Genomic DNA, 26947 nt, shown 5'->3' with positions numbered 1-26947 from the left:
AAAAAGCATGAAGTAGCGGGAAGTATCCACTATTTCATGCTTTCAAGTTTCAGTTACAAATAAAATACAAACACCGCCCTTTTAAGACAGGCATAAACTAGTATGATAAAATAAAGGATATATTAATTTTTAGGAAATACTAAAAAATGGTGGGGATGTACCCGTGAAAAAATTTTTACCAGCTTTTATGAAAAATGAGCAGTTACGCTTGTTAGCCTTCTTATTATTGGGACTAGCGGTAGTAGCAGTAATAACTGCCTTTATAGTTAATGGCTTATGGGGTTTAATCGTTTTGGTTTTATCCTTGATAGTTGGGGTCTTGGCTTACAGTGTCTTGTTGCAAGCCAATGAAGATACCAGTGAGTACCTAGCCGATTTATCTTACCGGATGAAACGTGGAGAGCAAGATGCCTTTATCAGAATGCCCTTAGGTGTATTGTTTTACAATGAACAAGCCGAGGTTGAGTGGGTTAACCCGGCCTTACAGCATTTTTTTGGACAAGAAGATGTCTTAGGGCGGCCTTTGACCGAAGTCGATGAGGATTTAGCCCAAATTATTGCGGAAAATCAAGAGAATCACAAGGCAGTGGAGGTTGAATGGCGGGGAGCCTACTTCAATCTTTTAGTTCAAAGTGAAATCCATGCAGTTTACATGATGGAAATTACACACTATGCCAAGTTACAGAAACGCTATGATAACTCACGGCTGGTGATTGGCCAAATTTTTTTGGATAATTATGATGAAATAACTAAATCGTTGAACGATAAGGCCATTTCTAATTTGAGTAATTACATGACTAATGCCCTGTCCGATTGGGCCCGACAATTTAAGATGTTTTTAAAACGGGTCGACGAGGACCATTATTTTTTCCTTGGTTATACCCAGGCTTTACGCGAATTAGAGGCCGAGAAGTTTAAGATTTTAGACAGAGTCCGTGAAAGTACCTCCAAGCGCAACAGTCCGTTGACTTTAAGTATGGGGATTGCTTATGGGGGCGAGGATTTAGCCGAGCTTTCTAAGCTTTCCCAAAGCAACCTAGACCTAGCCTTAGGTCGGGGTGGGGATCAAGCTGTTGTCCGTGAAATAGATGGGCAAGCCCGCTTTTATGGCGGAAAAACTAACCCGATGGAGAAGCGGACGCGGGTTAGGGCCCGGATGATTTCTCAGGCCTTACAAGAATTAATGAATCAGTCTGACCAGGTATTTGTGATGGGTCACCAACGGCCTGATATGGACTCGATTGGGGCCTGTCTTGGCTTAAGACGGATTGCAGCGATGACTAAAAAAGAATGTTGGATTGTATTAGATCAAGAAAAAATGCATTCCGATATTGAAAGGTTGCTGGCAAGTCTAAAGCAGTACCCGGAAATTAAGGGTAAGATTATCTCGCCTAGTGAGGCGTTGGAAAAGGCTACTAAGAAGAGCCTATTGATTATGGTCGACCACTCTAAGCCGTCAATCTCGATTAGCGCCGAACTTTACCAACGTTTACAAAATAGGGTAATGGTGATTGATCACCACCGGCGGGGCGAAGAATTTCCTGAAAATCCAATTTTAGTTTACATTGAGCCTTACGCAAGTTCTACTTGTGAGCTGATTACAGAAATGTTTGAATATCAGACCAAGGACGCTGAACCAATCAATAAGATAGAAGCCACCGCCATGCTGACGGGAATCATTATTGATACGAAGTCATTTTCACTTAGGACGGGGACGCGGACCTTTGATGCGGCCTCCTACCTACGTTCGGTGGGAGCTGACTTACAAATGACTAGACATTTTATGAAGGAAAATGTTGATAGTTACTTGCAAAGAAATCACCTCATTGATAGGGTTGAATTTATTGGGGCTGGTAATGCAGTGGTTGCGGGTGAAGAAAAGAAGATTTATGATCCAGTAACCGCCGCCCAAGCAGCCGATTCACTCCTAAATATTAGTGGGGTTGAGGCTTCCTTTGTGATTACGAAACGGGCCGAGAATACGGTTGGCATTTCCGCTAGAAGTAACGGTGAGACTAACGTCCAAGTTATCATGGAAAAAATGGGTGGTGGTGGTCACCTCTCAAATGCAGCCACTCAAATTGAAGGGCAAAAGATTGCGCAAGTGAAAGACGAACTACTTGCAATTCTGAATGCAACACTTCAAAATGATACTGAGACCGAATAATTTTAGGAGGTAGATTTGATGAAAGTTATTTTTACACAAGATGTACGTGGTAAGGGTAAGCGTGGGGAAGTAAAGGAACTTCCAGACGGTTACGCTAACTTCTTAATCAAAAGTGGCAAGGTTAAGCAAGCTAATGCGCAAGCAATGAGTCAATTAGCTGGCCAAAAGCGGGCTGAAGCAAGACACGATGCCGAAATTTTAGCCGAAGCTAAGGTATTAAAAGAAAAATTGGAGTCCGGCGACTTTGTGGTTGAATTAAAAGCCAAGGCGGGCACAGATGGCCGCTTATTTGGTTCAATTACCAGCAAGCAAATCTCCCAAGCCTTAGAGCAACAATATCAATTAAAGATTGATAAGCGTAAGATGGACTTAAAAGAACCAATTCGTTCAATGGGTTACGTTAATGTTCCCGTTAAGTTGCATAACGAAGTTGCTGCTAAGATTCGGGTTCACATTTCAGAAAAATAAAGGCGAGATAAGCCGGCGTTTGGTGACAAAAAAGTTAGGCCAAGCGCTTTTTTAAGCTAGAAAGGAAGAAAAGTAATGGATAATGAGGTGCTTGAGCAAAATCTGCCACCCCAAAATATTGAAGCTGAACGTGCGGTTTTAGGGGCTGTTTTTTTCAACGCTGATGCTTTAACCGACGCGATGGAATACATTGAAGCCAGCGACTTCTACCGCCGTGCTCACCAACTTATCTTCCAGGCAATGGTTGATTTAAATGATGTCGGTGAAGCCATTGATGTGTTAACGATTCAAAACAAGCTGGCAGAAAAAAATCAGGTTGAAGATGTTGGTGGTCTAGATTACCTAATGGAATTGGTTGATTCGGTGCCAACGGCTGCTAACGCGGGTTATTATGCGAAAATTGTCAAGGATAAGGCGGTAGGCCGGCGCTTGATTGCGGTGGCCTCTGACATCATCGGAATGGCTCAAGAGCAAAATGATGATATGACTTCTATCCTTGACCAGGCAGAAAAAAAGGTAATGGATGTTGCCGAAAATACCAACCGGGCTGGCTTTAAGAAGGTGGCTAGCGTCTTAGATGAGGCCTTAAATGAGGTGTACAGGCTATCAACCCAACAAGAAGACATTACTGGGCTAGCTACAGGTTACGATGCCTTAGACAAGATGACAGCCGGTTTGCAGAAAGATAATTTGATTATTATTGGGGCCCGACCTGCGGTGGGGAAAACAGCCTTCGTTTTGAATATCGCGCAAAACATTGCCATTAGTACCGACAAAGCGGTGGCAATCTTTTCGTTGGAAATGGGGGCCGAATCGCTGGTTAACCGGATGTTATGTGCCGAAGGCTCTATTCGGGCTAACAACCTGCGAACTGGGCAGCTAACCGATGAAGAATGGGATAACCTCACCATGGCTTCCGGGGTGCTTTCGCGGACCAATATTTATATTGATGATACGCCGGGAATTAAGGTGGCCGAGATTCGAGCTAAGTGTCGGCGTTTGGCTAAGGAAACGGGTAACCTGGGCTTAGTAGTAATCGATTATTTACAGTTAATTGAAGGCTCGGGGAGAGAAAGTCGCCAGCAAGAAGTTTCCGAAATTTCGCGGCAGTTAAAGAAACTGGCCAAGGAATTATCGGTACCGGTGATTGCCTTGTCCCAGCTGTCACGTGGTTTGGAACAAAGGCAAGATAAGCGCCCGGTTTTATCCGATATTCGGGAATCCGGGGCGATTGAACAAGATGCCGACATTGTGGCCTTTCTTTACCGGGATGATTACTATGAACGAGAAGGTAGCAATGATGAAGATACCAAGGCGCCTGCGGATGAAGGTGCAAACGACGCCGGTGAAATCGAAGTAATTATCGAAAAAAACCGGGCCGGTGCGCGCGGGACGGTGAAGTTACTCTTCTTAAAAGCTTACAACAAGTTTGTCAATATTACTTACCAGCAACCAGAAGGGGTTTAAATTAGGGAAACTAAGAAAGACGAAAGTTCTAGCTTAGTTTCTCTTTTTTTTACTATTTGGCCCTAAAAAAGTTCGTTAATTTAATTTTAATTATTATTTCAGTGAGATAATATTCGGGTTTACCTTGAATGTTAGGGGGCGATTTGTTACAATAGTTACGGTGTTAAGACAGGTTAGCTGTCTAAAAGAAAACTAGAAACGAAGTACCGTTTCCGTGACAAAAATAATGAGGTGAAGTTAATGTCATCAGTAGTAGTTGTAGGAAGCCAATGGGGCGACGAAGGTAAGGGAAAGATTACTGACTTCTTGAGTCGGGATGCTGAAGTAATCGCTCGTTATCAAGGTGGGGACAATGCCGGTCATACCATCGTTTTTAACGGGGAAACTTTTAAGTTACGCCTAATTCCATCCGGGATTTTTTACTCAGATAAGATTAGCGTTATCGGTAACGGGGTGGTTTTGAACCCGAAATCATTAGTGGCTGAGTTGGACTACCTAAAAGAAAAAGGGGTTCCTACAGACAACCTCCGAATTTCTGACCGGGCTCACGTTATTTTGCCTTATCACATTGTTCTAGACGGTTTGCAAGAAAAGTCTAAAAAGGGCAACAAGATTGGGACAACTAATAAGGGGATTGGCCCAGCTTACATGGATAAGGCCGCTCGCGTGGGCATTCGGGTAGCCGACCTGTTAGATAAGGAAACTTTTGAAGAAAAATTACGGACTAACCTTGCGGAAAAGAACCGCCTCTTTGAAAAGTTTTATGATGCAGAACCATTGAAGTTTGAAGATATTTTTGAACCTTACTATGAATACGGCCAACGCTTCAAGGAATACGTAACTGATACTTCGGTTGTTTTAAACGATGCCTTAGATGCAGGCAAACGGGTCTTATTTGAAGGGGCTCAAGGGGTAATGTTAGATATTGACCACGGGACTTATCCATTCGTTACTTCATCCAACCCCGTAGCTGGTGGGGTTACCATCGGTAGTGGGGTAGGCCCAGCTAAGATTGATAAGGTAGTGGGGGCATGTAAGGCCTATACTTCCCGTGTAGGGGACGGACCTTTCCCAACAGAATTATTTGATGAAATCGGTGACCGGATTCGGGAAGTTGGTCATGAATACGGAACGGTAACTAAGCGTCCACGGCGAATTGGTTGGTTTGATAGCGTGGTTATGCGCCACTCTAAGCGGGTTTCCGGTTTAACTAACCTTTGTCTCAACTGCTTAGACGTGTTAACCGGGTTAGACGAAATCAAGATTTGTACAGCCTATGAATTAAATGGCGAAAAGATTTATCACTACCCAGCTAGCTTGAAGGAATTGGCAGCATGCAAGCCTGTGTATGAAACCTTACCTGGCTGGCAAGAAGATATTACTGGCTGCAAGACTTTGGAAGAATTACCAGAAAATGCGCGCAACTACATCCATCGCATTCAAGATTTAGTTGGAGTTAAGGTGTCAACCTTCTCTGTTGGCCCAGACCGTGAACAAACAAACGTCTTGGATAACGTGTGGGCCCGTATCTAATTAAGAAGCAATACCCTCAAGAACTTAGCTAAGTTCTTGAGGTTATTTTTTATCTAAATATAATTTCTAGGTAATGAATAATAATGAATTATGCTAAAAAGTAAGTCATACTAAGCTTGAGCGCGGTTACCGTTTAATGGCAGGAAAAACAGTTTGATTTGATTTTAGGGGGATTGAATAGTTTAAACGGGTAGTAAATAGTTGCAATGAGTGTATATGATTGTATATTGGAATGCAAAAAAATTTTTTTCTAGTTATGAAAGCTTGCTACGATAACCTCTATTTGGATTGTTATATTTTTTTAACTATATTAACTCTTTTCTTTTAGAAAAAAGCGCGCTAAAATATAGAAGTATTAAAAAATCAAGAACGGACGTTTGAATTATTTTTGAGTTAACTTAGGAATAGGGGGAAGACTGCATGGTAATTTCAGCAGAAACATCCACGGAAGATTTAATTAAGCAAGTAATGGCAGAACGCAACTGTTCGTACCAAGAGGCAATTAAGTTATTGCTAGAATTAGCCCGAAACTAAGCTAAAAGTCCAACGGAACTAGCCGTTGGACTTTTTTTAGTTTTCCCAAGGATGTTTGAGCGATAGCTGGGCTTGGAAGGCCTTTTGTTGTTGGTAGGCTAACATCCGCGCTTGCCGGCGTTTAGGGTAGCCAGCACAAATATATTGTTCTTCTTCACTTACGGGGGTAATTTGGCCTAGGGTGACCCCCTTGTCAGGAACGACAAAGGTTAAGAAGGCGGTTGCCCCTAGATAGCGTTCGCCAGTATTTAGGTGTTCACCAATGATTTTGGCAAAGACCTCGATTGAGCGGGTACCTGTTCCCGTAACGTAAGTTTCAATGCAAAAAGAATCATCTAATTTGAAGGGTAAAATAAAGTTTAACTCGTCAAGCGAGGCCGTAACGAGGCTGGCCCTTCCAATCCGGGAGGCCGAAATTGAAGCAGTGCCGTCCAAAATTTCAAGCAGGCGACCGCCATAAACGGTCCCGTGCTCGTTTAAATCACTGGCGAGTACGCGGTGGCTGGTAACCGCTAGGGTTTGACGACAAGTTAGAATTTGACTTGACATAAAAAACACTTCTTCCTAACAATGATACCTTTAGTTTAACAAACTTTGACACTTGCGGCCTATAAAAAAGTTCTTTAAAATAAGGCTGATAAAAAGAGAGGGGAATAACTAGTGGTGAAAAAGACTTTGAAGATAGCAATTGTGAGTATTTGCGGCCTGTTATTAAGCCTAAGTTCGGTTCAAGCAAGTAGCCCTAAAAAAGTAGAGGTCATCTTTACTCATGATCTACATTCACACTTAGATTCATACCGGTTGGCAAGTCCAAAGGGGATTGAGGATGTCGGAGGGGTTAGCCGGTTAGCAACTGTGATTAAAACGCAGCGCCAAAAGCATCCTGACACGTTGGTAGTTGATGCCGGTGACTTTAGTATGGGGACTTTATACCAGACTTTATATGAGCGCCAGGCGACCGAATTAAATTTTTTGCAGGAGCTAGGCTTTGATGCGACGACTTTGGGTAACCATGAATTCGACTATGGTGATAAAGCTTTGGCTAAAATGTTGACCAAGGCTAAGAAGCTGCCCTTGTTAGAGGCAAACATTGACTGGCAAAAATCAGCTAGCCCTAAACTGGAAGCCGAATTTAAAAAGTACGGTTTAAAAAAGTACACGGTGGTAAAAAAGGGCAACGTCAAAATTGCCTTAATTGGGGTAATGGGTAACGATTCAATCGAAGATACCCCGACAACCAAGTTGAAGTTCAAGGATCCGATTAAGTCCGTTAAGCAAACGGTGGCTGAAATTAAGCGTAAAGAAAAAGTCGACATGATAGTTTGCCTATCCCATAGTGGTACAAGCCAGACTAAGACTTCTGAAGACGAAGAGCTGGCAAAGAAGGTCCCTGACTTAGACTTAATTATTAGTGGGCATACTCATACCGTTTTGAACAAGCCGCTAAGACATGGGCAAACCTACATTGTTTCTTGTGGTGCATACGGACGGTACACGGGCCTAGTGAAGCTAAAGCAAAAGTTAAATCATCGCTGGAATTTAGTTGATTATCGCTTAATTTCAATGACGCAAGCAATTCCTAAAGATCAGCAGGTAGAAAAACAATTAAGGGCGGATACGGCCTTGATTGACCAAACTTATTTAAGTAAGTTGGGCTACCATAAGGATCAAGTAATCGCCTATAATCCATATAATTTTGAAAGTGTAGATGATCACTACTTTAAGCCAGGAGAGCACCGGCTGGGTGATTTTATGGCAGATTCGTATTTATACGCGTTACAACAAGCTAAGATTAAGGCGGATGTAGCGATTGTCCCAGCGGGGGTAATTCGCGATACCTTAGTTAAAGGGCCGGTAACAATCAACGATGCCTTTAACCTCTTTTCGCTAGGTAAGGGTCAAGATAAGTTGCCAGTTTATCCCTTAGTAAGGGTTTATCTGACCGGGAAGGATTTAAAAAAGGTAGCTGAAATTGATGCCTCCTTAGCCAACTACTTAAACTCGGCCCGCCTGTATATGAGCGGATTAGGTTACGAATACAATCCTCATAGAGCTTTGATGAACAAGGTGACGGCGGCTTATTTGCTTGATAAGCAGGGGCATAAAAGGCAAATCAAGGATACTAAGTTATATCCAGTGGTTGCAGATATGTACTCAGCCCATATGTTAGGCTCACTAAAAAAACAATCGTATGGTCTCTTAAATGTAACCCCACGTAAAAGTAATGGCCAGGCGGTGACAGATTACCAACAAATGGTGGTGATGAAGGGGCAGCGTGAGTATAAGGTCTTTGAGGCTTTTGCCAGTTACTTACAATCATTTCCTAAAGGTAGGCAAGGATTAGCGACGATACCTAGCTACTATAACCATTTGCACAAGCGGAAGGTGCAAAAAGCTAGCTATAATCCGCTAGCCTTATTGAGTAAGCCTAATCACTTTACCTTTGCCTTAATTGGGATAGTACTCGGGTTAGGATTAATTGTAATTTGGGTAGCTAAAAAGTTATTGCGCCTAAAACGGGCAAAATTTAAGCGGAAATAATAAAAAGACGGTGGACTAGTAATCTTCATCCACCGTCTTTTGTTATATAGTAGCCTATAATTTCTAGTAACCTTACATCACCGCAAATAGTTCTTCACGATCTTCTTTTACATTATCAGGCGATCCGTTAGGAGAAATTATAGCTTATAGAAAGGAGTTCCATCCTACCTATCTGTTGATATCCAAAGACATCTTAATATAAACGCTTGGCCAGTACTGGCACTTTTCTTCGTAGGATTGCTATAACCCCTTTACACCTATTATTATAGCTGAATCCTTTAAAAAAGCAAGCGTTTTCAAAAAATATCTTCTTTTAAGCTTGAATTTTACTTAAAAAATAAATTATTTTTCTAAGTGAAAATTAATCGTTCGGGGAAATGATAAGGTGGCAATTATTTGAAACCGTATTTTTGATGTGAGTAAAACCTTTTTCTTGATAAAATGTTTTACCTATTAGATTAGTAAATCGTAATTTTCCGAAAAATGTTCAGAGTTTACAAAGTAGGGCAAAGTATATATACTAATTAAAAAGTTTATATTCTTTAATTTTTTATTATGTTTCTTAATTTTTAGGAGGTATTATTGTGTATTTAGCAATAAACGTTATTGGTTTGCTAATTTTTCTAGCCATTGGGTGGATTTTCTCCAAGGATAGGAAAGCAATTAACTGGAAGGCAGTCTTAATCATGGTTGTCTTCAACTTAGTCTTAGCTTGGTTCTTAACAAGTTTCCCAATTGGACGGATGATTGTTAAGGGGGCAGCGGCTGGATTTGACCAACTTGTTCAAGTTGCGTATGAAGGGATTGCCTTTGCCTTTCCAAGCATGGTTAAGGTTAAGCAAATGGACTTCTTCTTCTCCGTTTTAATGCCAATTTTACTAATCGTGCCATTATTTGATATTTTAACTTACATTGGAATTTTACCTTGGTTCATTAAATTAATCGGACGGGGTCTTTCCTGGTTAACAGGGCAACCAAAATTTGAATCATTCTTTGCGGTTGAAATGATGTTCTTAGGTAACACAGAAGCTTTAGCCGTATCTAGCTTACAATTAAAGCAAATGAGTAAAGAACGTAACTTGACATTGGCAATGATGTCTATGTCTTGTGTAACTGCTTCAATTATTGGTTCATATACTTTGATGATGCCAGCACAATTTATCTTGACTGCTGTACCTGTTAACGTTGTGAACGCCTTGATTGTAACTGCGATGTTAAACCCTGTTTCCGTTCCAAAAGAAGAAGATACGATTGCAACAATGCACAGTGCCGTAGCGGAAGAAGCAGGCGATGTTGAAGCTGATGGTAAGAAAGAACCATTCTTCTCCTTCTTAGGTGATTCTATCTTAGGAGCAGGTAAGCTAATCTTAATCATCTGCGCCAACGTTGTGGCCTTCGTTGCCTTAGCCGCTATGATTGATAAGCTTTTAGGGGCTATTTATCCATGGTTATCCCTAGAACACATCTTAGGAATCATCATGTTCCCATTTGCTTGGTTAATGGGCTTACCTGTTGATGATGCCTTCAAGTTTGCTCAATACATGGGAACTAAGTTAGTTACTAACGAATTCGTGGTAATGGGTGAAGTTACTAAGACCATCCGGACAGCGGCCTTTAGCGACCACTTCCGGGCAGTATTGACAGTGTTTGTTACCTCCTTTGCTAACTTCTCAACAGTTGGGATGATTATCGGTTGTTTCAAAGGGATTGTTAACAAAGAAAAGAACAGCTTAATTTCTAAAAACGTTGGTTACATGTTAATTTCAGGGATTTTAGTTTCCCTTCTATCCGCAGCAATGGTCGGAATTTTCGTTTGGTAATCAGCTTATAAGTAAGGTAGAAAGCAGCTAGGAGAGAGTTTTCCTAGCTGTTTTCTTTTACCAAAAAAAGCTTAAAAGTAATTAATTTAAATAAAAGTGCAAAAAAATTAAAAAAAGACTTGCATAAGTAAAAAATACTTGGTATTATATTTCTTGTCGGTAAGCGATAAAGCTTCTGGCTTAAGAAATATGGGTGGTTAGCTCAGCTGGCAGAGCAACGGACTCTTAATCCGTGGGTCCAGGGTTCGATCCCCTGACCACCCATTGAAGATTTATCTTCATTATCTACTTTTAATATAGATATGAGTGGCTAGCTCAGCTGGCAGAGCAACGGACTCTTAATCCGTGGGTCCAGGGTTCGATCCCCTGGCCACTCATCAGAGATTTACTGGTCATCCCTTGTGGATGGCTTTTTTGTTATAATCAGTATTTTTTACAGGCTAAATAGGACCTTAGCTTCATGCTAAGGTCCTATTTATATTAGTTGTTATAATTTCGCTAACGCTTAGTGACTGCCTGTAAAATACGCTTAAGGAAGAAGTATAAAAGCGGGGTACAAATGGCTGTCGAAATAGAATTGATCACCGTAGCAGGTAAACTGAAAAAAGACGCAACTAGGGCAACTTTAAAGACCGTTCCTGCCATTAGTGCCTCGACAATTGACGTACAATAAGAAGTAAAAATCTTAGTCACACCCGCGCCAATTGCAAGGATGATAATATTTCGCCGGCTGTCTTGATAGTTGAAAGCCTTGAAAAGTCCGGAAATTACCAAGGCGACAATAACCACTTCAAGCATTGTTAACCAAGAAGTAGCAGCATAGCCATTTAAAATATCAAAACCGCCTAAACCGATAATCCCGGCTAACATACCGTTACGTAAACCTAAGGTTAGGATGGCCACAGCTGTTAGGGTATTACCAAAGTGAATGAAAGGGCGTCCCACCATAGCGGGGATTGGAATGCGCAGAACCCAAATCCCAATATAGATGATGGCAGCAAATAAACCTGTTAACACGATGGCGCGCAGGCTGTTTTGGTTAGTCCGCATCGACTCTCCTCCTTTTATTAAGGGTATTTAGTAGAAAATCTAGGCTAGAAGCGTAATTAATTCCCAAGCGGCGGTCGTGGTTTTTGGGGGTGTTAGCAATCGCTTGGCTAATGAAATCCATTGCCAGCTTGCATGCTACAGGAGTTGCTAAGCCCGCTAAAACGCCAGTTAAAAGACTACTTGCAAAGAGGTCGCCCGTCCCAAAAAAGTTCCCAGCCAATTTAGGTTGGACGAAGCTTTGACTGCGGTCTGGCCTTTGTTCATAACAAACTAAGCCAATTTGATCTGCAGCTAGGTCAATCCCCGTGATGACAACAGTTGGAATTGAATATTTTTCAGCTAAGGTGCGGGCTAATTTTTCTGCTAGTTCAATTGTTGGTGGAGAAGTAGCAAGTTGAGGCTGGTTCAATAAGAAGGCAGCCTCGGTAAAATTTGGAGTAACAATTGTCGCAGTTTTAATTAGCGTTTGCATTTCCTTAACGTAGTCGTCATCAAAGCCACGATAGAGCCGACCATTATCGCCCATAACCGGGTCGATTAGGGTAATAGTTGAAGGAATAGCTAGGGTTTGGTAATGGTTTAACCAGACAGATAAAGCCCGCTTTCCTAAATATCCCAGATAGATCGCGGTAAATTTTAGGTCTAGTTGTTGCCAATGATGAATGATGTTAAGCATTTCATCGGCTAAGTCAAGATAACTATTAGCTCCAAAGCCGCCGGTATGCGTTGAAAGAACCGCAGTTGGCAGGACTGTGGGGGCAAAACCACTGGCGCCTAGCAAGGGTAAGGCTACTCCTAGCGATACCTGCCCATAACACGATAAATCTTGACTGATTAAAACCTTATCTAGCATGAGTCCTCCTCGCCTCTAACTAAAAAATCTAGACTAGCAGCTCAAACGAAGAGCTTGTTAGTATTATAGCATGTTTACAAGTGAAAATAAGGATATTTACGGGAAAATCTTTAAAAAGTGACTAGGTGTAAGCGCTGGTTAAGCGGTGACTTTCTTGGTTTTGCCCTAATAATGGGTTATAATTAGGGGGACAGAATTTTATCTTATTATGTGTAAGGATTTATTCATTTAGGAGAAGAGTTATGAAGAAAATTTTAGTTGTTGATGATGAAAAACCGATTTCAGATATTATCAAATTTAACTTAACTAAGGAAGGCTATGACGTTTATACGGCTTATGATGGCCAGGAAGCCTTAGAACAAGTCGAAGAAGTTAACCCTGATTTAGTAATCCTTGATTTAATGCTACCTAAGATTGATGGCTTAGAAGTTGCGCGGGAAGTTCGTAAAACCCACGATATGCCGATTATCATGGTGACGGCTAAGGATTCAGAAATCGATAAAGTCCTCGGGCTGGAAATGGGGGCGGATGATTACGTAACGAAACCATTTTCTAACCGGGAATTAGTGGCCCGGGTTAAGGCCAACTTGAGACGCCAGTCAGCTGTTGCAGCTAATAGTCAGGCGGAAGAAGAAAATGCCAACAGCGATATTACCATTGGTGATTTAACCATCCACCCTGAGGCGTACATGGTTTCAAAGCACGGGGATAAAATTGAACTAACCCACCGTGAATTCGAGTTGCTCCACTATTTGGCTAAGCATATTGGCCAAGTGATGACGCGGGAACACTTATTACAGACCGTTTGGGGCTATGATTATTTCGGCGATGTTCGGACGGTTGATGTGACGGTTAGACGGTTACGCGAGAAAATTGAGGATAACCCTAGCCGGCCTGTTTGGTTGGTTACCCGGCGGGGAGTAGGTTATTATTTGAGAAACCCTGAAGCAGAATAAAAAGGGGATAAACGGGTAAATGAGTGTCAATAAGAAGTTGCGCTTTTTTCAATCAATTCATTTTAAAATAGCTCTTGTGTTTGCGTTATTACTGTTAATAACGTTTCAAATCGTGGGGGCTGTTTTTGTGCAACAGTTAAAAAGCGATAATATTAAAACCTTCAAGCAAAGGGTCGAGTTGTCGACTTATGTTGATAATTCTCTAATTGCTAGCTTAAATAGCAGTGATACGGCGGCTGCTAACCAAAAGATTCGTAAAGTACTAGAAGATATTAACAATGAAAACATCTCGGAGATTCAAGTGGTCGACGTTAAGGGAACCATTAGGGGCGATAGCGATGTCAACAACCGCTCGTTAGTTGGGCAAAAGACGACGGATGCCGAGATAAAGCAGGTTATCTATAATAGTCGTTCCTTTACTAAAACCACCTACGATAAGCGGGATAACCGCCGGTATTATATCGCAATTACGCCGCTTTTAAGTGTTAGCGGTAATACTAACACCGTGGTGGGGGCAGTTTACGTCAAGGCTAATATGGAGACGGTGTATGATTCCATCAACAGCGTGGTAGTGATTTTTGCAACCGCCTCGTTAATCGCGACCGCTATTGGGATGGCCTTAGCAATCGTGATTTCGCGGGCGATAACGCGGCCGATTGATGAGATGAAAAAACAAACTAGTCGGATTGCCCGCGGGGACTATTCAGGCCAGGTTAGAATTTATGGTCAAGATGAACTCGGTCAGTTAGCCCAAGCGGTTAATAACTTGTCGGTCAAGATTGAAGAGGCGCAGGAAAGTTCTGAAGCGGAACGCCGCCGGTTAGATTCAGTCTTGTCCCACATGTCTGATGGGGTGATTGCAACTGACCGCCGGGGTAATATTACCATCATTAACGAGATGGCTTCGGAGGATTTAAATGTTAACCCCGACGAGGTCATTGGCCGGTCGATTTTAGATGTGCTAGATATTCGGTCTCAGTATACGTTACGTGAAATTTTGGAGAATCAAGACGAGATTATCTTAGACTTATCAGATGCAGAACACGAACAGATTTTAAATGCCTATTTCTCCTTGATTCAACGAGAATCGGGCTTTATTTCTGGCTTGGTCTGCGTTTTGCATGATGTGACCGAACAACAAAAGATTGATCGCGAACGGCGTCAGTTCGTTTCTAACGTTTCTCATGAGCTACGCACACCGTTAACGAGTATGCGCAGTTATATCGAGGCGCTAAATGATGGGGCCTGGAAGGATCCTGAGGTTGCCCCCCAATTCTTAAAGGTTACCCAGGATGAAACCGACCGCATGATTCGGATGATTAATGATCTCTTGAGCCTGTCTAGGATGGATTCTGGTAGACTGCAATTGGAACTAGAATTAGTTAATCTAAACGAATTATTTAATTATATTTTAAATCGCTTTGATATGATGCTGGATAAGGACAATAATGATACCCGTGATACCAAGACCAAGAATTACACCATCAAGCGGGATTTTACCAAGCGGGACTTATGGGTGGAAATTGATACCGACAAGTTTATTCAAGTGGTGGATAATATCATGAATAATGCCATCAAGTACTCGCCCGATGGTGGGGTAATTACTTGTCGCTTGTTAGAAACGCACAACCATGTGATTTTGAGTATTACCGACCAAGGTTTGGGGATTCCTAAGAAGGATTTAAACCATGTTTTTGACCGCTTCTTCAGGGTTGATAAGGCCCGTTCACGTGCCCAAGGCGGAACCGGGTTAGGTTTGGCCATTTCTAAAGAGGTAATTGCCCTCCACCATGGTAAGATTTGGGTAGACAGTATCGAAGGAAAGGGATCAACATTCTATATTTCCTTGCCTTATGAAGAGTACGAGGGGGATGCATGGGATGAGGCTTAATTTAAGAAAGTACTTATTGGTACTAGGACTCCTAGTTGCAGTAGTTATTAGTTTGGTATTTTCATACTTGATTTGGATTAACCCGGCCCGCTCGCAAGCTAATTCTAGCGCGACGAGTAGCACGCCTAATAGCGCGCTGCCAGATAGCATTAGAAAAAAGGTTGGGGACATTTACTTGCCAACTAACGTGGTTTTTAATGACGATGCTAAGCAATACCGCTTAACCAGTGATACGCTAGATTTAACCAATTACACTAAAAAGCAGCTGGTTAAATGGCAATACGAGGACATTAAGCGGCTGCCGACTAAATCCGCTAGCACTTACCAGCGCTACTTGCACACTAAAAATGCCTTAGTTTTAAATTATCCTGTAGCCGTGACTGCTAGGACGGTGGCAGAAACATTTAACTTTAAGGTAAGTAAGTATAAGTCAGCTTTGATTTCAAGGATTATTATCCCCCTAACTAAGATGGACAGAATTTACCTCATGGATGATAAGCAAGAGGCTGTTTATATGGTGGGGTTAAAGAAAGCCACTAAGCAAAAACTCGTCGCGCTTGCTAAAGATAAGGACAACTTACGAAGTGAGGTAACCTTTGAAAAAATCGGGGATAAGTATACTTTGTTCTATCAAGATGGGATTAAGGTTGCCCAGTATAGCTATCTTTTAAATAAGGAGACCACTGGCTTGTTTGTTAACCGGCTATTGGGAACTAATAACACTAGTGCTATTACCGCTAAAGAACAGGACGCGACTACAACCTACTCTGACGGTGCAGCAATGCGGTTAACCATTCAAAAGAAGACTGGGGCCGTGACCTTTAATGACTATAACAGTAGTAACTCTAGGAGAAATTACAGTTATGAAAATTATTTAACGGCCGGACTGACTAACTTAAATAACATTGGGGTGGCCTTAGATGACGTTCGCTATGATTGTTATGATAGTAAGCGCCACTTGCTGACTTATCGTAATTATATTAATGGTTACCCTGTGATTGCAGCCGAAAGTGCGGGGGCATATAGTATCCTGTTGACAAATAGCGGAAAAAAGCGGCTAGATTTTTCGTTATATACTTTGCAAATTCCGGTGCCTTCAGCTGGGGGAGCGATAACTTTACCTAATACGAGGTGGGTAATAAGCCAGTTGCTTAGCCGGGGCTATGATCAAGCTAAGATTGGCGATATTAAGGTAGGCTACAGTTGGAATCAAAACCAGACTTCTAACCAAGTGGTGGATTTAAAACCAACGTATTTTGTTAAATATGATAATCAATGGTCAGATTATCAGAGTTTGCTTAATAGTTAGGAAAGGTGGCAAGTTAAATGAATTTTAAGAAGATAATTTGGATTTTTTTTCTAGCCTTCATTGTGCTTGACATCTTTTTAATCTATTCGTATACCCAGCAAAATGATTACGTTGATGCCACGACCAATACAGTGAATGGTAATGAAGCGAGTTCGATTTTGAAGAGCATTCATAATGACCAAATAACCACCGGTAAGATTTCCCAAGCTAAGGGGGCGGGCTATTACATCGCGAGTGCGGATGATGATTACCTAAGGGATAAGGCCGACCAACTAAATTTTGTTAGCTGGGCGTATAATAATCACCGTCTAACCGTTACCTTTGCAACCATGGTTAAGCTAGGAACTAACCCCCAAAAGACAATGAAAGCCTTACTCAACAAGGAAAACCAGGTTATCAATGGCAAAGATTACCGCTACGCGGCTAGTCTTTCCAGCAAAAATACGCTGGTCTATACCCAATTGGTTCATGGTAAACCAGTGTATTCCAGTGCGGGCCAAATTAGGTTTACGGTGAAAAATGGCTATGTAACTGGCTACACCCAGGGGTATTTGAGTAAAGTTCAAACCCTGCGCGAGAAGAAAGAAACGATTAGCCAACAGCGGGCTTTAGTTTGGCTATATCAATATAATAAGCTGCCTAGCAACTCGACGATTGAGTGGAGTGACTTAGGCTATACGAAGTTACTGGCCGTTAATAACAGCACTATCTATATTCCCACCTGGAACTTCTACATCAAAAATAATGCGTCGGGTAATTACTATTACCGCAGGATTAATGCCTTTACTGGAACCGTAATGGAGGAAGACTAAGCAAAATAGGCCCGGTTAGGGTAAGTTGCGTGCTATACTTTTAGGAAAAACAGGTAGGAAGGATTAACAATGACAGTAATGCGTTTTCCCAAACAATTTAATTTTGGAGCGACTATTTTAGCTAAAGATGATGAGGGAGGCTTTGACCAAGGTAATAAGGGGTTGACCACCTATGATGTACTCACAGCTTCTGAGAACGTAGTTAAGTTAGACCTTGAAGAAGTGTTAGCGGCCGTGGAAATTGAAGGGTTAGCTTCTTATCCTAGCCGGCAGGGGGTGGACTTTTACCACCGCTTAGATGAAGACTTACAAACATTGGTTAACCTTGGGATTAGTCAGGTATTAGTGTCCTTATCATGGGCCCGGTTATTTCCTAAGGGAGAAGAATTGAGTCCTAACGAAGTCGGACTTAAGTTTTACCAAATTTTGTTAACTAAGATAAAAGCTTTAGGGCTAGAACCGATTGTTATTTTAGGCGACGGGGCCTTGCCGCTAAACTTGAGTGTTAAGTATAATGGTTGGGCCACACGCCGGTTGGTAGCAGATTTTAACCGCTATGCTAACGCCTGCTTCGATAATTTTGGGCAGTTGGTAAGTAAGTGGTTAACTTTTATTGACTTGACTGCGGTTTTAAACGCCCCTTACCTAGCTGGAGGTATTTTAAGCCGGGCTGATGCCGAGATTGCATACCAAGCCTTGGTTCACCAGTTGCTCGCAAGTAGCCTAGCTAGTAAGAACCTGCACGAACAGTTTCAGGCTAGCCAACTAGGATATGGAATTAGCTACCAAGTTGATCTTACCGAAGGTCGCGCAGCATTTGAGCAAAACTTCAAGCAAAGGTTGCTAGCTGATTTGGTATTAAGAGGGGCGTACTCCCCCCTACTAGCGCAACTTTTGGAACAGGCTGAAATTGAGCTTGACTTAGACGAACTAGACGCGGAAACTCTGGCTGAAAGCAAGGTTGATTTTATTTACTTAAATTGGCCAGAGACACAGCATAACTTAGAGGTGGCCTTATTAGAACTGACGGAAAGATATCAGTTACCGATTATAGTCGGGGATTTCAGTTCTAAGTATCGGCAAAATATTCAAGCGGTTGCTAGGGCCTTAAGCCAAAAAGCTACGGTGGTCGGCTATTTTCCGCAGGTATTTAATGGGGGGCTAGTAGCAGTCGCTAGTGACCTAACCCGTCAAAAAACGGCAGCCTATAATGACTATCAAGACATAATTTTTAATAACGGACTTGAAATTTAGTAATGTTAGAAGGGAACCTAAAATATCATGGCGTCTAAAGATGATAAGTTAAAGATTAGTGTGTTAGCCAGTGGTAGTAGTGGGAACGTAACCTACATTGAAACTCCTAAACGGAAGGTATTGGTAGATGCGGGCTTATCTGGTAAAAAAATTGCAGGCTTAATGGAATCTATCGGTCGAAGTTTAGACGAGGTAGACAGCTTGTTTGTAACCCACGAACACTCTGACCACATTCAAGCAGTAGGGGTCCTAGCACGGCGTTATGGTTTAGACGTCTACGCAAATGAAAAAACTTGGCAGGCGATGGGGCCAAAGATTGGTAAGATTAAGGCTGAACAAAAACACCTCTTTCAACCGGGGGAATTGAAAGCCTTTGACGATTTAGACGTGGTTAGCTACCAGGTCTCACACGATGCAGCCCAACCGCAATTCTACGAATTTCACCATGCCGGGGCGACCTTTGCGATTGTAACGGATACGGGTTACGTCTCAGAAGAAGTGGCCGGGGTTATTAGTGATGCAGACGCCTACTTGTTTGAATGTAACCACGACATTGAAATGCTCCGAGTTGGGACCTATCCCTGGTCACTAAAGCAAAGAATTTTAAGTGACCAAGGTCATCTGTCTAACGAAGACGGGGCTAAAGCTTTAATGAGTGTGATTGGCAATCATACTAAGCAAATTTATTTAGGTCATTTAAGCCGGGAAAATAATATGAAACCCTTAGCCCACTTAACGGTTGCAAACTTACTAGCCGAACAAGACTTAGGGGTCGGACATGACTTTGAATTGTTCGATACCGATCCAGCCCAGGCAACTCCGCTAGTTAGTCTCTAATTTAGCTTAAGAAAGTACCAAGAATTTCAAGTATTTTTCATATTTGTTGGCTAGAATAAAAGCATAAACTAACGTGGAAGGAGAATTATAATGGCGCAGAAAGAAGAAAAACAAGCAAGATTAAAGTCGTCATTTTTAAAAACTGCCTTGGTAGCGGTAGTTGCCGGGGTACTTGGTGGTGGGCTAACGATTGGTGCCTATAACCTTTATCAAAATCAAGCGGTAAGCAGTAGTGATGATAGCCAAGCTACCACTAAGGTAAGTAATGTTAAGGTTAACGTCAGCACCCAAGCTACCAAGGCCTTTAACAAGATTAAGCGGGCGGTGGTGACGGTTGAAGCCTACCAAAAGAGTGATAACAGTATTGATTCCATTTTTGGCTTTAGTAGTGGTAGTTCCGAAGAGACGACCTCAGAAAGTGAAGGTTCGGGGGTAATCTATAAGAAAAATGGTAATACCGCCTACGTAGTAACGAATAACCACGTTATCTCTGGGGCAGATAGCTTTTATGTTATGCTTTATAGTGGTAAGCGGGTTAAAGCGACCGTGGTCGGTAAAGACTCTGTTTCTGACTTAGCGGTCCTAAAGATTGACGCCAAAAACGTTGAACAAACGGCCACCTTTGGAAATTCTGACAACATCCAAGTAGGGGAAACGGCCCTAGCAATTGGTTCACCAATGGGGTCAGAGTATGCTACTTCGTTAACCCAGGGGATTATTTCGGCTAAGAAGCGGACCTTAGACATTACCAACAGCTCGGGGGTAACGACAGGCTCGACAACCGTTATCCAAACGGATGCTGCTATTAACTCCGGTAATTCAGGGGGGCCATTGGTTAACTTAGACGGGCAGGTAATTGGGATTAACTCGATGAAATTATCGTCTAATTCGAGCAGCTCTGAAAATGCTTCGGTTGAGGGGATGGGCTTTGCCATTCCAAGTAACGAAGTGGTAAAAATCATTAACCAATTAGTCACCAAGGGTAAGGTCTCCCGTCCGGCCTTAGGCATTTCTGGCATCGACTTAGATTATGTATCTGATAGTGCTAAGTCTGACACCCTGAAGTTATCTGATGGGGTTGACAGTGGGGTTGTGGTGATGAAGACTGATTCAGACTCGCCTTTAAAAGATATTCTTTCCAAGTATGACGTTATAGTCAGCTTAGGAGGCAAAAAGGTTACTGGAATTTCCAGTTTAAAGACAGCTTTATATGCGCATAAGGTAGGAGACAGCGTGACGATTAAGTACTATCACGATGGGCAGCTTAAGAGCCAAAAGGTGACTTTGAGTTTAGAAGCTAGTGAAAGTACCACGACTGCTACTAGTTCGGAGAGTGAAAATTAGAAGTGAAAAGAATCGGTTCCAAAGAGCCGGTTCTTTTTTTAGCTTTGTTAAAGTAGTGGACTTTGCTAAAATAAAAAGGGGCTAAGCGCAAGGTGAAACTTATCCACAAGAAGCGACATTGCTTGTGGATAAGTTGTAATATTTAAAAATATTGACGTTGATAACCTTTGGTAATAAAGGGATACAGCCGTTGGATTGTAGCGAGGCTTAGTTTTACTGACTTGTGGATAAGTCGGTCAAAAAAGATGGCTTATCTTGTTAGGAACACTCATTCTTGCCAAGATGTTGTGGTTAGGTTGTGGAAAAAATTGTGGAAAAGTAGGGTGAAAAATGAACATTAAAATTATTGGTGTCGGTAAGTTAAAGGAAAAATATCTCAAGCAAGGAATTGCCGAGTATGCCAAACGGTTAGGAAAATTTTGTAAGTTTGAGATTGTGGAAGTGCCTGACGAAAAGGCGCCCGAAAAATTATCTGCGGCTGAGATGGAAGGCGTAAAAGAAAAAGAGGGTGAGCGGATTTTAGCCAAAATTAGGGATAAGGAGTATGTCTACGCCTTAGCAATTGAAGGAAAAGAACGCTCATCGGAGGAATTTGCTCAAGAAATTGCCCAGTTGACAACCTATGGTAGAAGTGACATCACCTTTGTTATTGGGGGGTCACTGGGGTTAAGTCCCGCCGTCTTAAAAAGAGCGGAGACCAAAATTTCCTTTGGGCGGTTTACGTTACCACACCAGTTAATGAGGTTAGTTTTAAGCGAGCAAATTTACAGGGCATTCATGATTAATAACGGCAGTCCATATCATAAGTAATGACAAGAGTAGCGTTAGCTTAAGTGGCTAACGCGCTTTTTTTAACTATAAAAACGCAAATAAATGCAAGAAAATGGATTTAAACGCAAATTAACCGTTTTCAAATCAGGGGAATGTGGTAGGATAAAACTAAAAGAGGGTGAGAAAATGTTACCGGCAGAAAGGTTACGGCTAATAAAGCAGCTCTTAACTAAAAAAGAAGAATTAACGACTAATGAGGTGGCTTTGAAGCTAGCGGTGTCAAAGGATACAGTCAGACGAGATTTTGACCACCTGGCGCAAACAGGTCAGGCCCTGCGGATTCACGGCGGGCTGATGACCCTAGGAGATAGCGGGGTGCCTAATTTTAAGGAGCGGACTAAGATTTTATCCCCTTTGAAGCATGAGATGGCCAAGTTGGCAGCGAAGTTTGTTAGTCATGATGGTCTATATTACTTTGATACGTCCACAACCTTAGTACAGTTAGCTAAACTAATTGATTTTAAGGGGACGACGATTGTGACCAACTCACTAGACAATGCTCTAGCCCTAACTAATAGTCGCTTAATGCGGGTTGAACTACTAGGGGGGACCCTTAATAAGCATAATCGTTTTACTAGTTCGATGACCTCACTAGGTGAGCTAGCTAATTATCAATTTGACGTTGCCTTTATTGGAACGTCGCGTCTTAGTCCTGCGGGTATTTTTGTTGTGGATCAAGATGATTCGTATCTACCACGGCAGGCAATTAAACAGGCCCGTAAGGTGGTCGTAGTTGCAGAACAGTATAAGTTTCACACCGATAGGTCTTCATTTAAGGTCTGTGATTTAAATGAGATTGACGTGTTAATTACAGATGAACAGCTAACAAAGACGCAACGTAAGTGGTTTAGGTCGGATACGCAGATTTTATACGCTAAGTAGGAAGGAATGGGAAGTCATGTACAAACACCTTTTTTCAGATATGGATAATACCTTGTTAAGGACGGATGGTTCTTTTAGTGAGGAAAACGCGCGGGTAATTAAACAAACCAACTTACCCTTTACTTTGGTTTCGGCCCGGGCCCCAATGGAGATGGACTTCGTCTTAAACAAGCTAAAGTTAAGTAACCCGCAGATTGCCTTTAACGGGGCCTTAATTTACAGACAGTTAGACACCCGGCGGGAAGTGCTTTATTCACAGCCATTACAACCAAGTGATTTTACTAAGTTAATGGCGGTTATCAAATCCTATCCAGAGGTCAGCCTAACCTGGTATGATGCCGATAACTGGTACGCCTTTAAGCAAGATGAAGGTACCGCCTATGAAACGTCCATTACCCACCTAGAGCCAACTTTAGTGACGGAGGCTGATTTAAAGAGTTTAACAGGACCTGTTTATAAGTTTATGCTAATTTGTTTTGATTTGGAAGTGCTAGGAAAATTAAAGGCTGCCTTGCTAGCTTTAGGTTTAGAGAATGTAAGTATTGTTAATTCTAACCCAGCTTACATTGAAATCACCCATAAAGATGCGACTAAGGCTAATGCCATTGCACATGTACAAGCAGCAGAAAAAATCACCAAGGACCAGTTGATGGCCTTTGGTGACGGCGAAAATGATTTACCAATGTTAACTGCCGTAGGGACAGCGGTAGTTGTTGCCAATGCAAGTGCTAAGATTAAACAGGTCGCCGACTTTATTTCTAAGTCTAACGACGAGGATGGAGTCGCCTACGCAATTAAAAAACTAATTTTAGATGCGGAGTTGTAGTTGATCATTATAGTAGTCGACATAGGTGCGGTAGCCAGCGATAATTGAACCTAGACTAGTAGCCGATAAAAGCATGAAGGTTACCATAATTTGGTATTTAATAGCGTGTAAGGGGTCGACGCCGGCAAAGATGAGTCCTGACATCATCCCCGGTAGGCTGACAAGGCCAACGGTTTTAGCTGAATCAATCGTTGGTTGCATGGCAGTTTTAATGCTGGCGTGCAGTAGGGGTAGCGAGGCCTGTTTACGGTTAGCACCTAAGGCCAGTTTTTCTAAGACTTGTTGGCGCTGGTTAATAAAAAGTTCATGTAAATTCCGATAACAAAGCCCAATCGCAACCATGGAGTTGCTAGCAATCATCCCACTGATGGGGACGATCTGGGAGGGGACAAACTTAATGGCCCCTGCCAAAACGAGGACTCCTAGGGTAACGTAAGTGCTAATGAAGATAGCTAACAAGGAATTAAGGTAGTGCTTGCTGTGATTAGGGTTGCGTTTATGGGCATTGTAGGCGGCATTGAGAACAATGAAGAAACTCATAGCGGCGGTCAACAGTACGTTATTGACGTTAAAGATATATTTGAGAACGTAGCCGACGATAATTAACTGGATAATTGCCCGGGAAATACTATAAAAAATGTCTTTAGTCAGGCCAAGTTTTTCGCGGTTACTAATATAGACGGCAACCAGTACGAGGGCAAAGGCTAGGGCTAGTGAAAAGTTATTAACGGCTAGTTGTGACATCTGAAAGACTCCCTTCTTCAAGCCAAAGGACCTTGGCGGCTTGGCTTAGCTCTGTTTGGTTATGCGTGATTTGAATAATTGTTAAGCCGGCTTCTTGCCATAACTGCTTGATAAATTGGTGGACAATTTCGATTGAACGGGCATCAAGACCCACAGTTACTTCGTCTAGAAGTAAGATTTTAGGGAGAAACATGGTGTTTCTTAGGAGGGCCACCCGTTGTTTTTCACCCCCGGAAAGCTCGGTGATGTTCTTATTTAGATAACTGGTGGGGAGGTTAACCTTGGTTAAAGCCTGCTCAATTTGAACCTGAGAACTAGCTTCATTGCGGATAACAAAGGGAAACTGTAAGTTATCGGCAACGGTTTGGCCAAATAGGCTAGGTTGTTGGAAACAATAAGAAACCAGTTGCCGGTAGGTGGTTATTTCATAGTCACGCTGGTTTTGACCTTGAAAAATAATTTCACCATCACTCGGGGAGATGAGGCTGGCGATAATCTTGAGGAGGGTGGATTTGCCACCGCCAGAGGGACCGGTAAGAGTTAGAAAGTCACCGGCTTGCACTTCGAGGTTAACCTTATTTAAAATCTGCCGCTGCTCAACTTGGTAACTGATGTCAGTTAAAGATAGAATTGACATAGGTTTGGCTCCTTTATTTATAAATTTTCTAAAATTATAACATAAAAAAAGAGCCCTAACAAAAGTTGTGCTCAACTTTTGTTAGGGCTTTTCATCTGGAGCCTTAAATAACCGGCCGCTCTGCGTTAAAGCTAGGCATTAGCTCAGTAAAGTCATAGTTACTTAGGGCGTTGAGGCCATCTTTGTTGACGTCAAAGTAAGCGGTCATTGCTTGGCGAATCATGAGGTTGATCTCTTTATTAGGGTCAAATTGAACAACAATTACGGGGATATTGTTACCGTAGGCATAGCCAATTTCAAAGGCAGTGCCAGAGTCTGCCTCATTATCGCTTTCTTCTAACTTATAGTCGATGATGGCAACAACGGCATCTGCCTTAATGATTTGGGAAGTGTCCAGCATGAAGCAGGCCTTTTGCCATTCGAGGCTGCCAAATTCAGCGGCTTCATAAGGATGCTTAGCTGGTTCAAAAACGGAACTAACAGTAGGGTTTTGATCTAAAGCTGCTTTAACTTGGGCGATGCGTTCGTTTTGGGCATCTGAAAAGAAGGGGGAAGCAAGGTAGATACGGTTCATAATTTTTCTCCTTAAATACAAATAACTAGATATAGTAGTTTATCTTTAGAGCAAGCACAATATAATGAAAATGGGGCTTTTCTTTTGGGAAAAATCCAGGTATTATATTAAAGGTTACTCTATTTTTATTATACAGATTAATTTTGAGATAAAAAAGTCTCTAGTTGTTTAAAAAGAAAGGATGAGTTAGTCATTTTGATTACTTTATCAGGAATCATCGGTTCAGGAAAATCAAGTTTAACGGAAATTTTAGCCCAAGAATTAGGCACGAAAGCCTACTACGAACCAGTTAAAGACAATCCAGTCTTACCAATTTTTTATAAAGGTAATGAAATTGCTGCTAAAAAGCGGGCTCAAGGCGATAAGGATGCGACTAATCCCTATGCTTACCTCCTTCAAACCTTCTTTTTAAACCGGCGCTTTGCCATGATTAAAGCGGCAATGGCTGAGGATAATAATATTTTAGACCGGTCAATTTATGAGGACGAAATCTTCATGAAGATGAATACCGAAATGGGTAATGCTACCGAAGTAGAGTACGATATTTATAAGAGTTTGTTAAACAACATGATGGAAGAATTGCCATTTGCAGCCCATAAAAAGTCCCCTGACTTGATGATTACCATCAAGGTTTCCTATGAAACGATGATTAAGCGGATTGAAAAGCGGGGCCGGGACTACGAACAAATCAAGACGGATCCATCATTGGTAGACTACTACCACCGCTTGTTAAAGCACTATGATACTTGGATGAAGGAATACGACGCTTCCCCACTGTTAATCATTGATGGTGATAAGTATGATTTCGTAGCCAACATGGCTGACCGGGTTACTGTACTAGAACAAATCGAACATAAGCTAGTCGAACTAGGCAACCTTAGCCACGACCACCTCTTAAACCTAAAGACGAAGCATAGTGAATTATTAGCCTAAGTAATAAGGCCCCGGAAATTAGCACCGGGGTCTTATTTATTTAGATTAACAAATGATAACGCTTGAATTTTGGTTAAAATGAAGCTATCATTAAAATAGATAGATAAAAGGGTAGGGTGATTAAGATGTCACAAGAATATAAACGCATTTTAGTAGCAGTAGATGGTTCCAAGGGAGCAGAGGTGGCTTTACGGACGGCGGTAGAAGTAGCTAAACGTAATAACACCCACCTAGATATCTTGCGGGTCTTAGACCTTAACTCCCTTGAATATGGTGGTGCTGGTATCGCTTTAGACGGTGCTAAGATTTATGATATCGAACAAGAAAATGAAGCTTACTTGTTAGATTTACGCGATCACTTAGTTAATGTTGATGGCTTAGACGAAGCTAACGTGTCCGTACACTTACGCTTTGGTAACCCTAAGGATGTTATCGTTAATGACTTCCAACCGGAATACCACAACGACTTGATTATTGTAGGCTCAACCGGCAAGAACCTCTTCCAAAGGATTATTGTTGGTTCAGTAGCTTCTTACGTGGTCCGGGCTGCCAAGTGTGACGTCTTAATGGCGCGGACAACGGAAGCAGATTTAGCAAAATAAGTTCACAATTAAAGCCCCGTAAGGCTCGGCACTATGTCCTGTCAAGTATACAGTTTAAATATATAAAATAGACTATGCGGTC

The 26947-nt window shown here is 42.0% G+C and carries 24 protein-coding genes and 2 tRNA genes; 20 read left to right on the top strand and 6 right to left on the bottom strand.

From position 1 onward, the window contains the following. Positions 1-187 precede the first annotated feature (187 nt). The 4 genes from FC14_RS03185 to FC14_RS03170 all read left to right on the top strand — a co-directional run bounded on the left by FC14_RS03185 (position 188) and on the right by FC14_RS03170 (position 5635). Positions 188-2167, top strand: a complete 1980-nt coding sequence (locus tag FC14_RS03185; RefSeq protein ID WP_056976458.1) for a DHH family phosphoesterase — start codon at positions 188-190, stop codon at positions 2165-2167. Positions 2168-2185: 18 nt separating this feature from the next. Further along, positions 2186-2635 carry a 50S ribosomal protein L9 gene (gene rplI / locus FC14_RS03180; RefSeq protein WP_056976457.1) on the top strand — a complete coding sequence of 150 codons (450 nt, stop codon included), beginning with the start codon at positions 2186-2188 and terminating at the stop codon, positions 2633-2635. Between the two features lie 75 nt (positions 2636-2710). Continuing rightward, positions 2711-4102, top strand: coding sequence for a replicative DNA helicase (dnaB, locus tag FC14_RS03175; RefSeq protein ID WP_056976456.1), 1392 nt, complete (start codon positions 2711-2713; stop codon positions 4100-4102). A 240-nt stretch (positions 4103-4342) separates the two neighbouring features. Beyond that, entirely contained in the window at positions 4343-5635 is a 1293-nt protein-coding gene (locus FC14_RS03170; RefSeq protein WP_056976455.1) for an adenylosuccinate synthase, read from the top strand. 570 nt (positions 5636-6205) lie between these two features. Here the strand turns inward: FC14_RS03170 and FC14_RS03165 are convergent. Beyond that, positions 6206-6718, bottom strand: coding sequence for an acyl-CoA thioesterase (locus FC14_RS03165; RefSeq protein ID WP_056976454.1), 513 nt, complete (start codon positions 6716-6718; stop codon positions 6206-6208). A 111-nt stretch (positions 6719-6829) separates the two neighbouring features. On the opposite strand from FC14_RS03165, the gene FC14_RS03160 reads away from it, so the two are divergent. From FC14_RS03160 to FC14_RS03145, 4 genes are all read left to right on the top strand, one after another. After that, positions 6830-8710: a bifunctional metallophosphatase/5'-nucleotidase gene (locus tag FC14_RS03160; RefSeq protein ID WP_056976453.1), complete on the top strand. Its 1881-nt coding sequence runs from the start codon at positions 6830-6832 to the stop codon at positions 8708-8710. 584 nt (positions 8711-9294) lie between these two features. Beyond that, a complete protein-coding gene (locus tag FC14_RS03155; RefSeq protein WP_050611369.1) occupies positions 9295-10530 on the top strand; it encodes a NupC/NupG family nucleoside CNT transporter in 1236 nt (411 codons plus the stop codon). A 191-nt stretch (positions 10531-10721) separates the two neighbouring features. Further along, a tRNA-Lys gene (locus FC14_RS03150) sits at positions 10722-10794 on the top strand. A gap of 40 nt (positions 10795-10834) precedes the next feature. Beyond that, positions 10835-10907: transfer RNA gene (locus tag FC14_RS03145), tRNA-Lys, on the top strand. Between the two features lie 121 nt (positions 10908-11028). Here the strand turns inward: FC14_RS03145 and FC14_RS03140 are convergent. After that, positions 11029-11580: an ECF transporter S component gene (locus FC14_RS03140; protein ID WP_056976452.1), complete on the bottom strand. Its 552-nt coding sequence runs from the start codon at positions 11578-11580 to the stop codon at positions 11029-11031. After that, entirely contained in the window at positions 11570-12433 is an 864-nt protein-coding gene (locus tag FC14_RS03135; RefSeq protein WP_056976451.1) for a pyridoxamine kinase, read from the bottom strand. Before FC14_RS03135 ends, FC14_RS03140 begins: the two co-directional genes overlap by 11 nt. A gap of 242 nt (positions 12434-12675) precedes the next feature. On the opposite strand from FC14_RS03135, the gene yycF reads away from it, so the two are divergent. From yycF to FC14_RS03085, 10 genes are all read left to right on the top strand, one after another. Next, positions 12676-13389 (top strand): response regulator YycF, encoded by a 714-nt coding sequence (gene yycF, locus FC14_RS03130; protein WP_050611366.1) that lies wholly within the window; start codon positions 12676-12678, stop codon positions 13387-13389. 19 nt (positions 13390-13408) lie between these two features. Next, positions 13409-15280: a cell wall metabolism sensor histidine kinase WalK gene (walK, locus tag FC14_RS03125; protein WP_056976450.1), complete on the top strand. Its 1872-nt coding sequence runs from the start codon at positions 13409-13411 to the stop codon at positions 15278-15280. Then, positions 15270-16589, top strand: a complete 1320-nt coding sequence (locus FC14_RS03120) for a YycH family regulatory protein (RefSeq protein ID WP_056976449.1) — start codon at positions 15270-15272, stop codon at positions 16587-16589. The genes walK and FC14_RS03120 overlap by 11 nt, the downstream gene beginning before the upstream one ends. A 17-nt stretch (positions 16590-16606) precedes the next feature. Beyond that, positions 16607-17401: a two-component system regulatory protein YycI gene (locus FC14_RS03115; RefSeq protein WP_056976448.1), complete on the top strand. Its 795-nt coding sequence runs from the start codon at positions 16607-16609 to the stop codon at positions 17399-17401. 69 nt (positions 17402-17470) lie between these two features. After that, entirely contained in the window at positions 17471-18655 is a 1185-nt protein-coding gene (locus tag FC14_RS03110; protein ID WP_056976447.1) for a family 1 glycosylhydrolase, read from the top strand. Between the two features lie 27 nt (positions 18656-18682). Beyond that, positions 18683-19492, top strand: a complete 810-nt coding sequence (locus FC14_RS03105) for an MBL fold metallo-hydrolase (RefSeq protein ID WP_056976446.1) — start codon at positions 18683-18685, stop codon at positions 19490-19492. Between the two features lie 90 nt (positions 19493-19582). Continuing rightward, positions 19583-20836: a S1C family serine protease gene (locus tag FC14_RS03100; protein ID WP_056976445.1), complete on the top strand. Its 1254-nt coding sequence runs from the start codon at positions 19583-19585 to the stop codon at positions 20834-20836. 330 nt (positions 20837-21166) lie between these two features. After that, entirely contained in the window at positions 21167-21646 is a 480-nt protein-coding gene (gene rlmH / locus FC14_RS03095) for a 23S rRNA (pseudouridine(1915)-N(3))-methyltransferase RlmH (protein WP_056976444.1), read from the top strand. Between the two features lie 147 nt (positions 21647-21793). Then, positions 21794-22549 carry a DeoR/GlpR family DNA-binding transcription regulator gene (locus tag FC14_RS03090; protein ID WP_056976443.1) on the top strand — a complete coding sequence of 252 codons (756 nt, stop codon included), beginning with the start codon at positions 21794-21796 and terminating at the stop codon, positions 22547-22549. Between the two features lie 16 nt (positions 22550-22565). Next, positions 22566-23375, top strand: a complete 810-nt coding sequence (locus FC14_RS03085; RefSeq protein WP_056976442.1) for a Cof-type HAD-IIB family hydrolase — start codon at positions 22566-22568, stop codon at positions 23373-23375. On the opposite strand, the gene FC14_RS03080 is transcribed toward FC14_RS03085, so the two are convergent. From FC14_RS03080 to FC14_RS03070, 3 genes are all read right to left on the bottom strand, one after another. Then, entirely contained in the window at positions 23358-24119 is a 762-nt protein-coding gene (locus FC14_RS03080; RefSeq protein WP_056976441.1) for an ABC transporter permease, read from the bottom strand. The two genes, FC14_RS03085 and FC14_RS03080, sit on opposite strands and share 18 nt — an antisense overlap. Further along, on the bottom strand, positions 24100-24756 hold the full coding sequence (locus FC14_RS03075; protein WP_056976440.1) for an ABC transporter ATP-binding protein: 657 nt from the start codon (positions 24754-24756) through the stop codon (positions 24100-24102). Before FC14_RS03075 ends, FC14_RS03080 begins: the two co-directional genes overlap by 20 nt. Before the next feature lie 103 nt (positions 24757-24859). Then, positions 24860-25330, bottom strand: coding sequence for a nucleoside 2-deoxyribosyltransferase (locus FC14_RS03070; protein ID WP_056976439.1), 471 nt, complete (start codon positions 25328-25330; stop codon positions 24860-24862). Positions 25331-25525: 195 nt separating this feature from the next. Here FC14_RS03070 and FC14_RS03065 point away from each other — a divergent pair, with 195 nt between their 5' ends. Beyond that, positions 25526-26263: a deoxynucleoside kinase gene (locus FC14_RS03065; RefSeq protein ID WP_050611353.1), complete on the top strand. Its 738-nt coding sequence runs from the start codon at positions 25526-25528 to the stop codon at positions 26261-26263. Positions 26264-26388: 125 nt separating this feature from the next. Continuing rightward, a complete protein-coding gene (locus FC14_RS03060) occupies positions 26389-26865 on the top strand; it encodes a universal stress protein (RefSeq protein WP_050611551.1) in 477 nt (158 codons plus the stop codon). The last annotated feature ends 82 nt before the right edge of the window (positions 26866-26947 follow it).

It is taken from the genome of Ligilactobacillus agilis DSM 20509 (genome assembly GCF_001436215.1).
Taxonomy (GTDB): domain Bacteria; phylum Bacillota; class Bacilli; order Lactobacillales; family Lactobacillaceae; genus Ligilactobacillus; species Ligilactobacillus agilis.
The sequence above is the reverse complement of the archived record's forward strand: the minus strand, read 5'-3'. Positions and strand labels throughout refer to the sequence as shown.

Bases quoted from the DNA above. Each gene is read 5' to 3' on its own strand.
- FC14_RS03185 (WP_056976458.1), top strand. From the start codon at position 188: ATGAAAAATGAGCAGTTACGCTTGTTAGCCTTCTTATTATTGGGACTA.
- rplI (WP_056976457.1), top strand. From the start codon at position 2,186: ATGAAAGTTATTTTTACACAAGATGTACGTGGTAAGGGTAAGCGTGGG.
- dnaB (WP_056976456.1), top strand. From the start codon at position 2,711: ATGGATAATGAGGTGCTTGAGCAAAATCTGCCACCCCAAAATATTGAA.
- FC14_RS03170 (WP_056976455.1), top strand. From the start codon at position 4,343: ATGTCATCAGTAGTAGTTGTAGGAAGCCAATGGGGCGACGAAGGTAAG.
- FC14_RS03165 (WP_056976454.1), bottom strand. From the start codon at position 6,718: ATGTCAAGTCAAATTCTAACTTGTCGTCAAACCCTAGCGGTTACCAGC.
- FC14_RS03140 (WP_056976452.1), bottom strand. From the start codon at position 11,580: ATGCGGACTAACCAAAACAGCCTGCGCGCCATCGTGTTAACAGGTTTA.
- FC14_RS03135 (WP_056976451.1), bottom strand. From the start codon at position 12,433: ATGCTAGATAAGGTTTTAATCAGTCAAGATTTATCGTGTTATGGGCAG.
- yycF (WP_050611366.1), top strand. From the start codon at position 12,676: ATGAAGAAAATTTTAGTTGTTGATGATGAAAAACCGATTTCAGATATT.
- walK (WP_056976450.1), top strand. From the start codon at position 13,409: ATGAGTGTCAATAAGAAGTTGCGCTTTTTTCAATCAATTCATTTTAAA.
- FC14_RS03120 (WP_056976449.1), top strand. From the start codon at position 15,270: ATGAGGCTTAATTTAAGAAAGTACTTATTGGTACTAGGACTCCTAGTT.
- FC14_RS03115 (WP_056976448.1), top strand. From the start codon at position 16,607: ATGAATTTTAAGAAGATAATTTGGATTTTTTTTCTAGCCTTCATTGTG.
- FC14_RS03110 (WP_056976447.1), top strand. From the start codon at position 17,471: ATGACAGTAATGCGTTTTCCCAAACAATTTAATTTTGGAGCGACTATT.
- FC14_RS03105 (WP_056976446.1), top strand. From the start codon at position 18,683: ATGGCGTCTAAAGATGATAAGTTAAAGATTAGTGTGTTAGCCAGTGGT.
- FC14_RS03100 (WP_056976445.1), top strand. From the start codon at position 19,583: ATGGCGCAGAAAGAAGAAAAACAAGCAAGATTAAAGTCGTCATTTTTA.
- rlmH (WP_056976444.1), top strand. From the start codon at position 21,167: ATGAACATTAAAATTATTGGTGTCGGTAAGTTAAAGGAAAAATATCTC.
- FC14_RS03090 (WP_056976443.1), top strand. From the start codon at position 21,794: ATGTTACCGGCAGAAAGGTTACGGCTAATAAAGCAGCTCTTAACTAAA.
- FC14_RS03085 (WP_056976442.1), top strand. From the start codon at position 22,566: ATGTACAAACACCTTTTTTCAGATATGGATAATACCTTGTTAAGGACG.
- FC14_RS03080 (WP_056976441.1), bottom strand. From the start codon at position 24,119: ATGTCACAACTAGCCGTTAATAACTTTTCACTAGCCCTAGCCTTTGCC.
- FC14_RS03075 (WP_056976440.1), bottom strand. From the start codon at position 24,756: ATGTCAATTCTATCTTTAACTGACATCAGTTACCAAGTTGAGCAGCGG.
- FC14_RS03070 (WP_056976439.1), bottom strand. From the start codon at position 25,330: ATGAACCGTATCTACCTTGCTTCCCCCTTCTTTTCAGATGCCCAAAAC.
- FC14_RS03060 (WP_050611551.1), top strand. From the start codon at position 26,389: ATGTCACAAGAATATAAACGCATTTTAGTAGCAGTAGATGGTTCCAAG.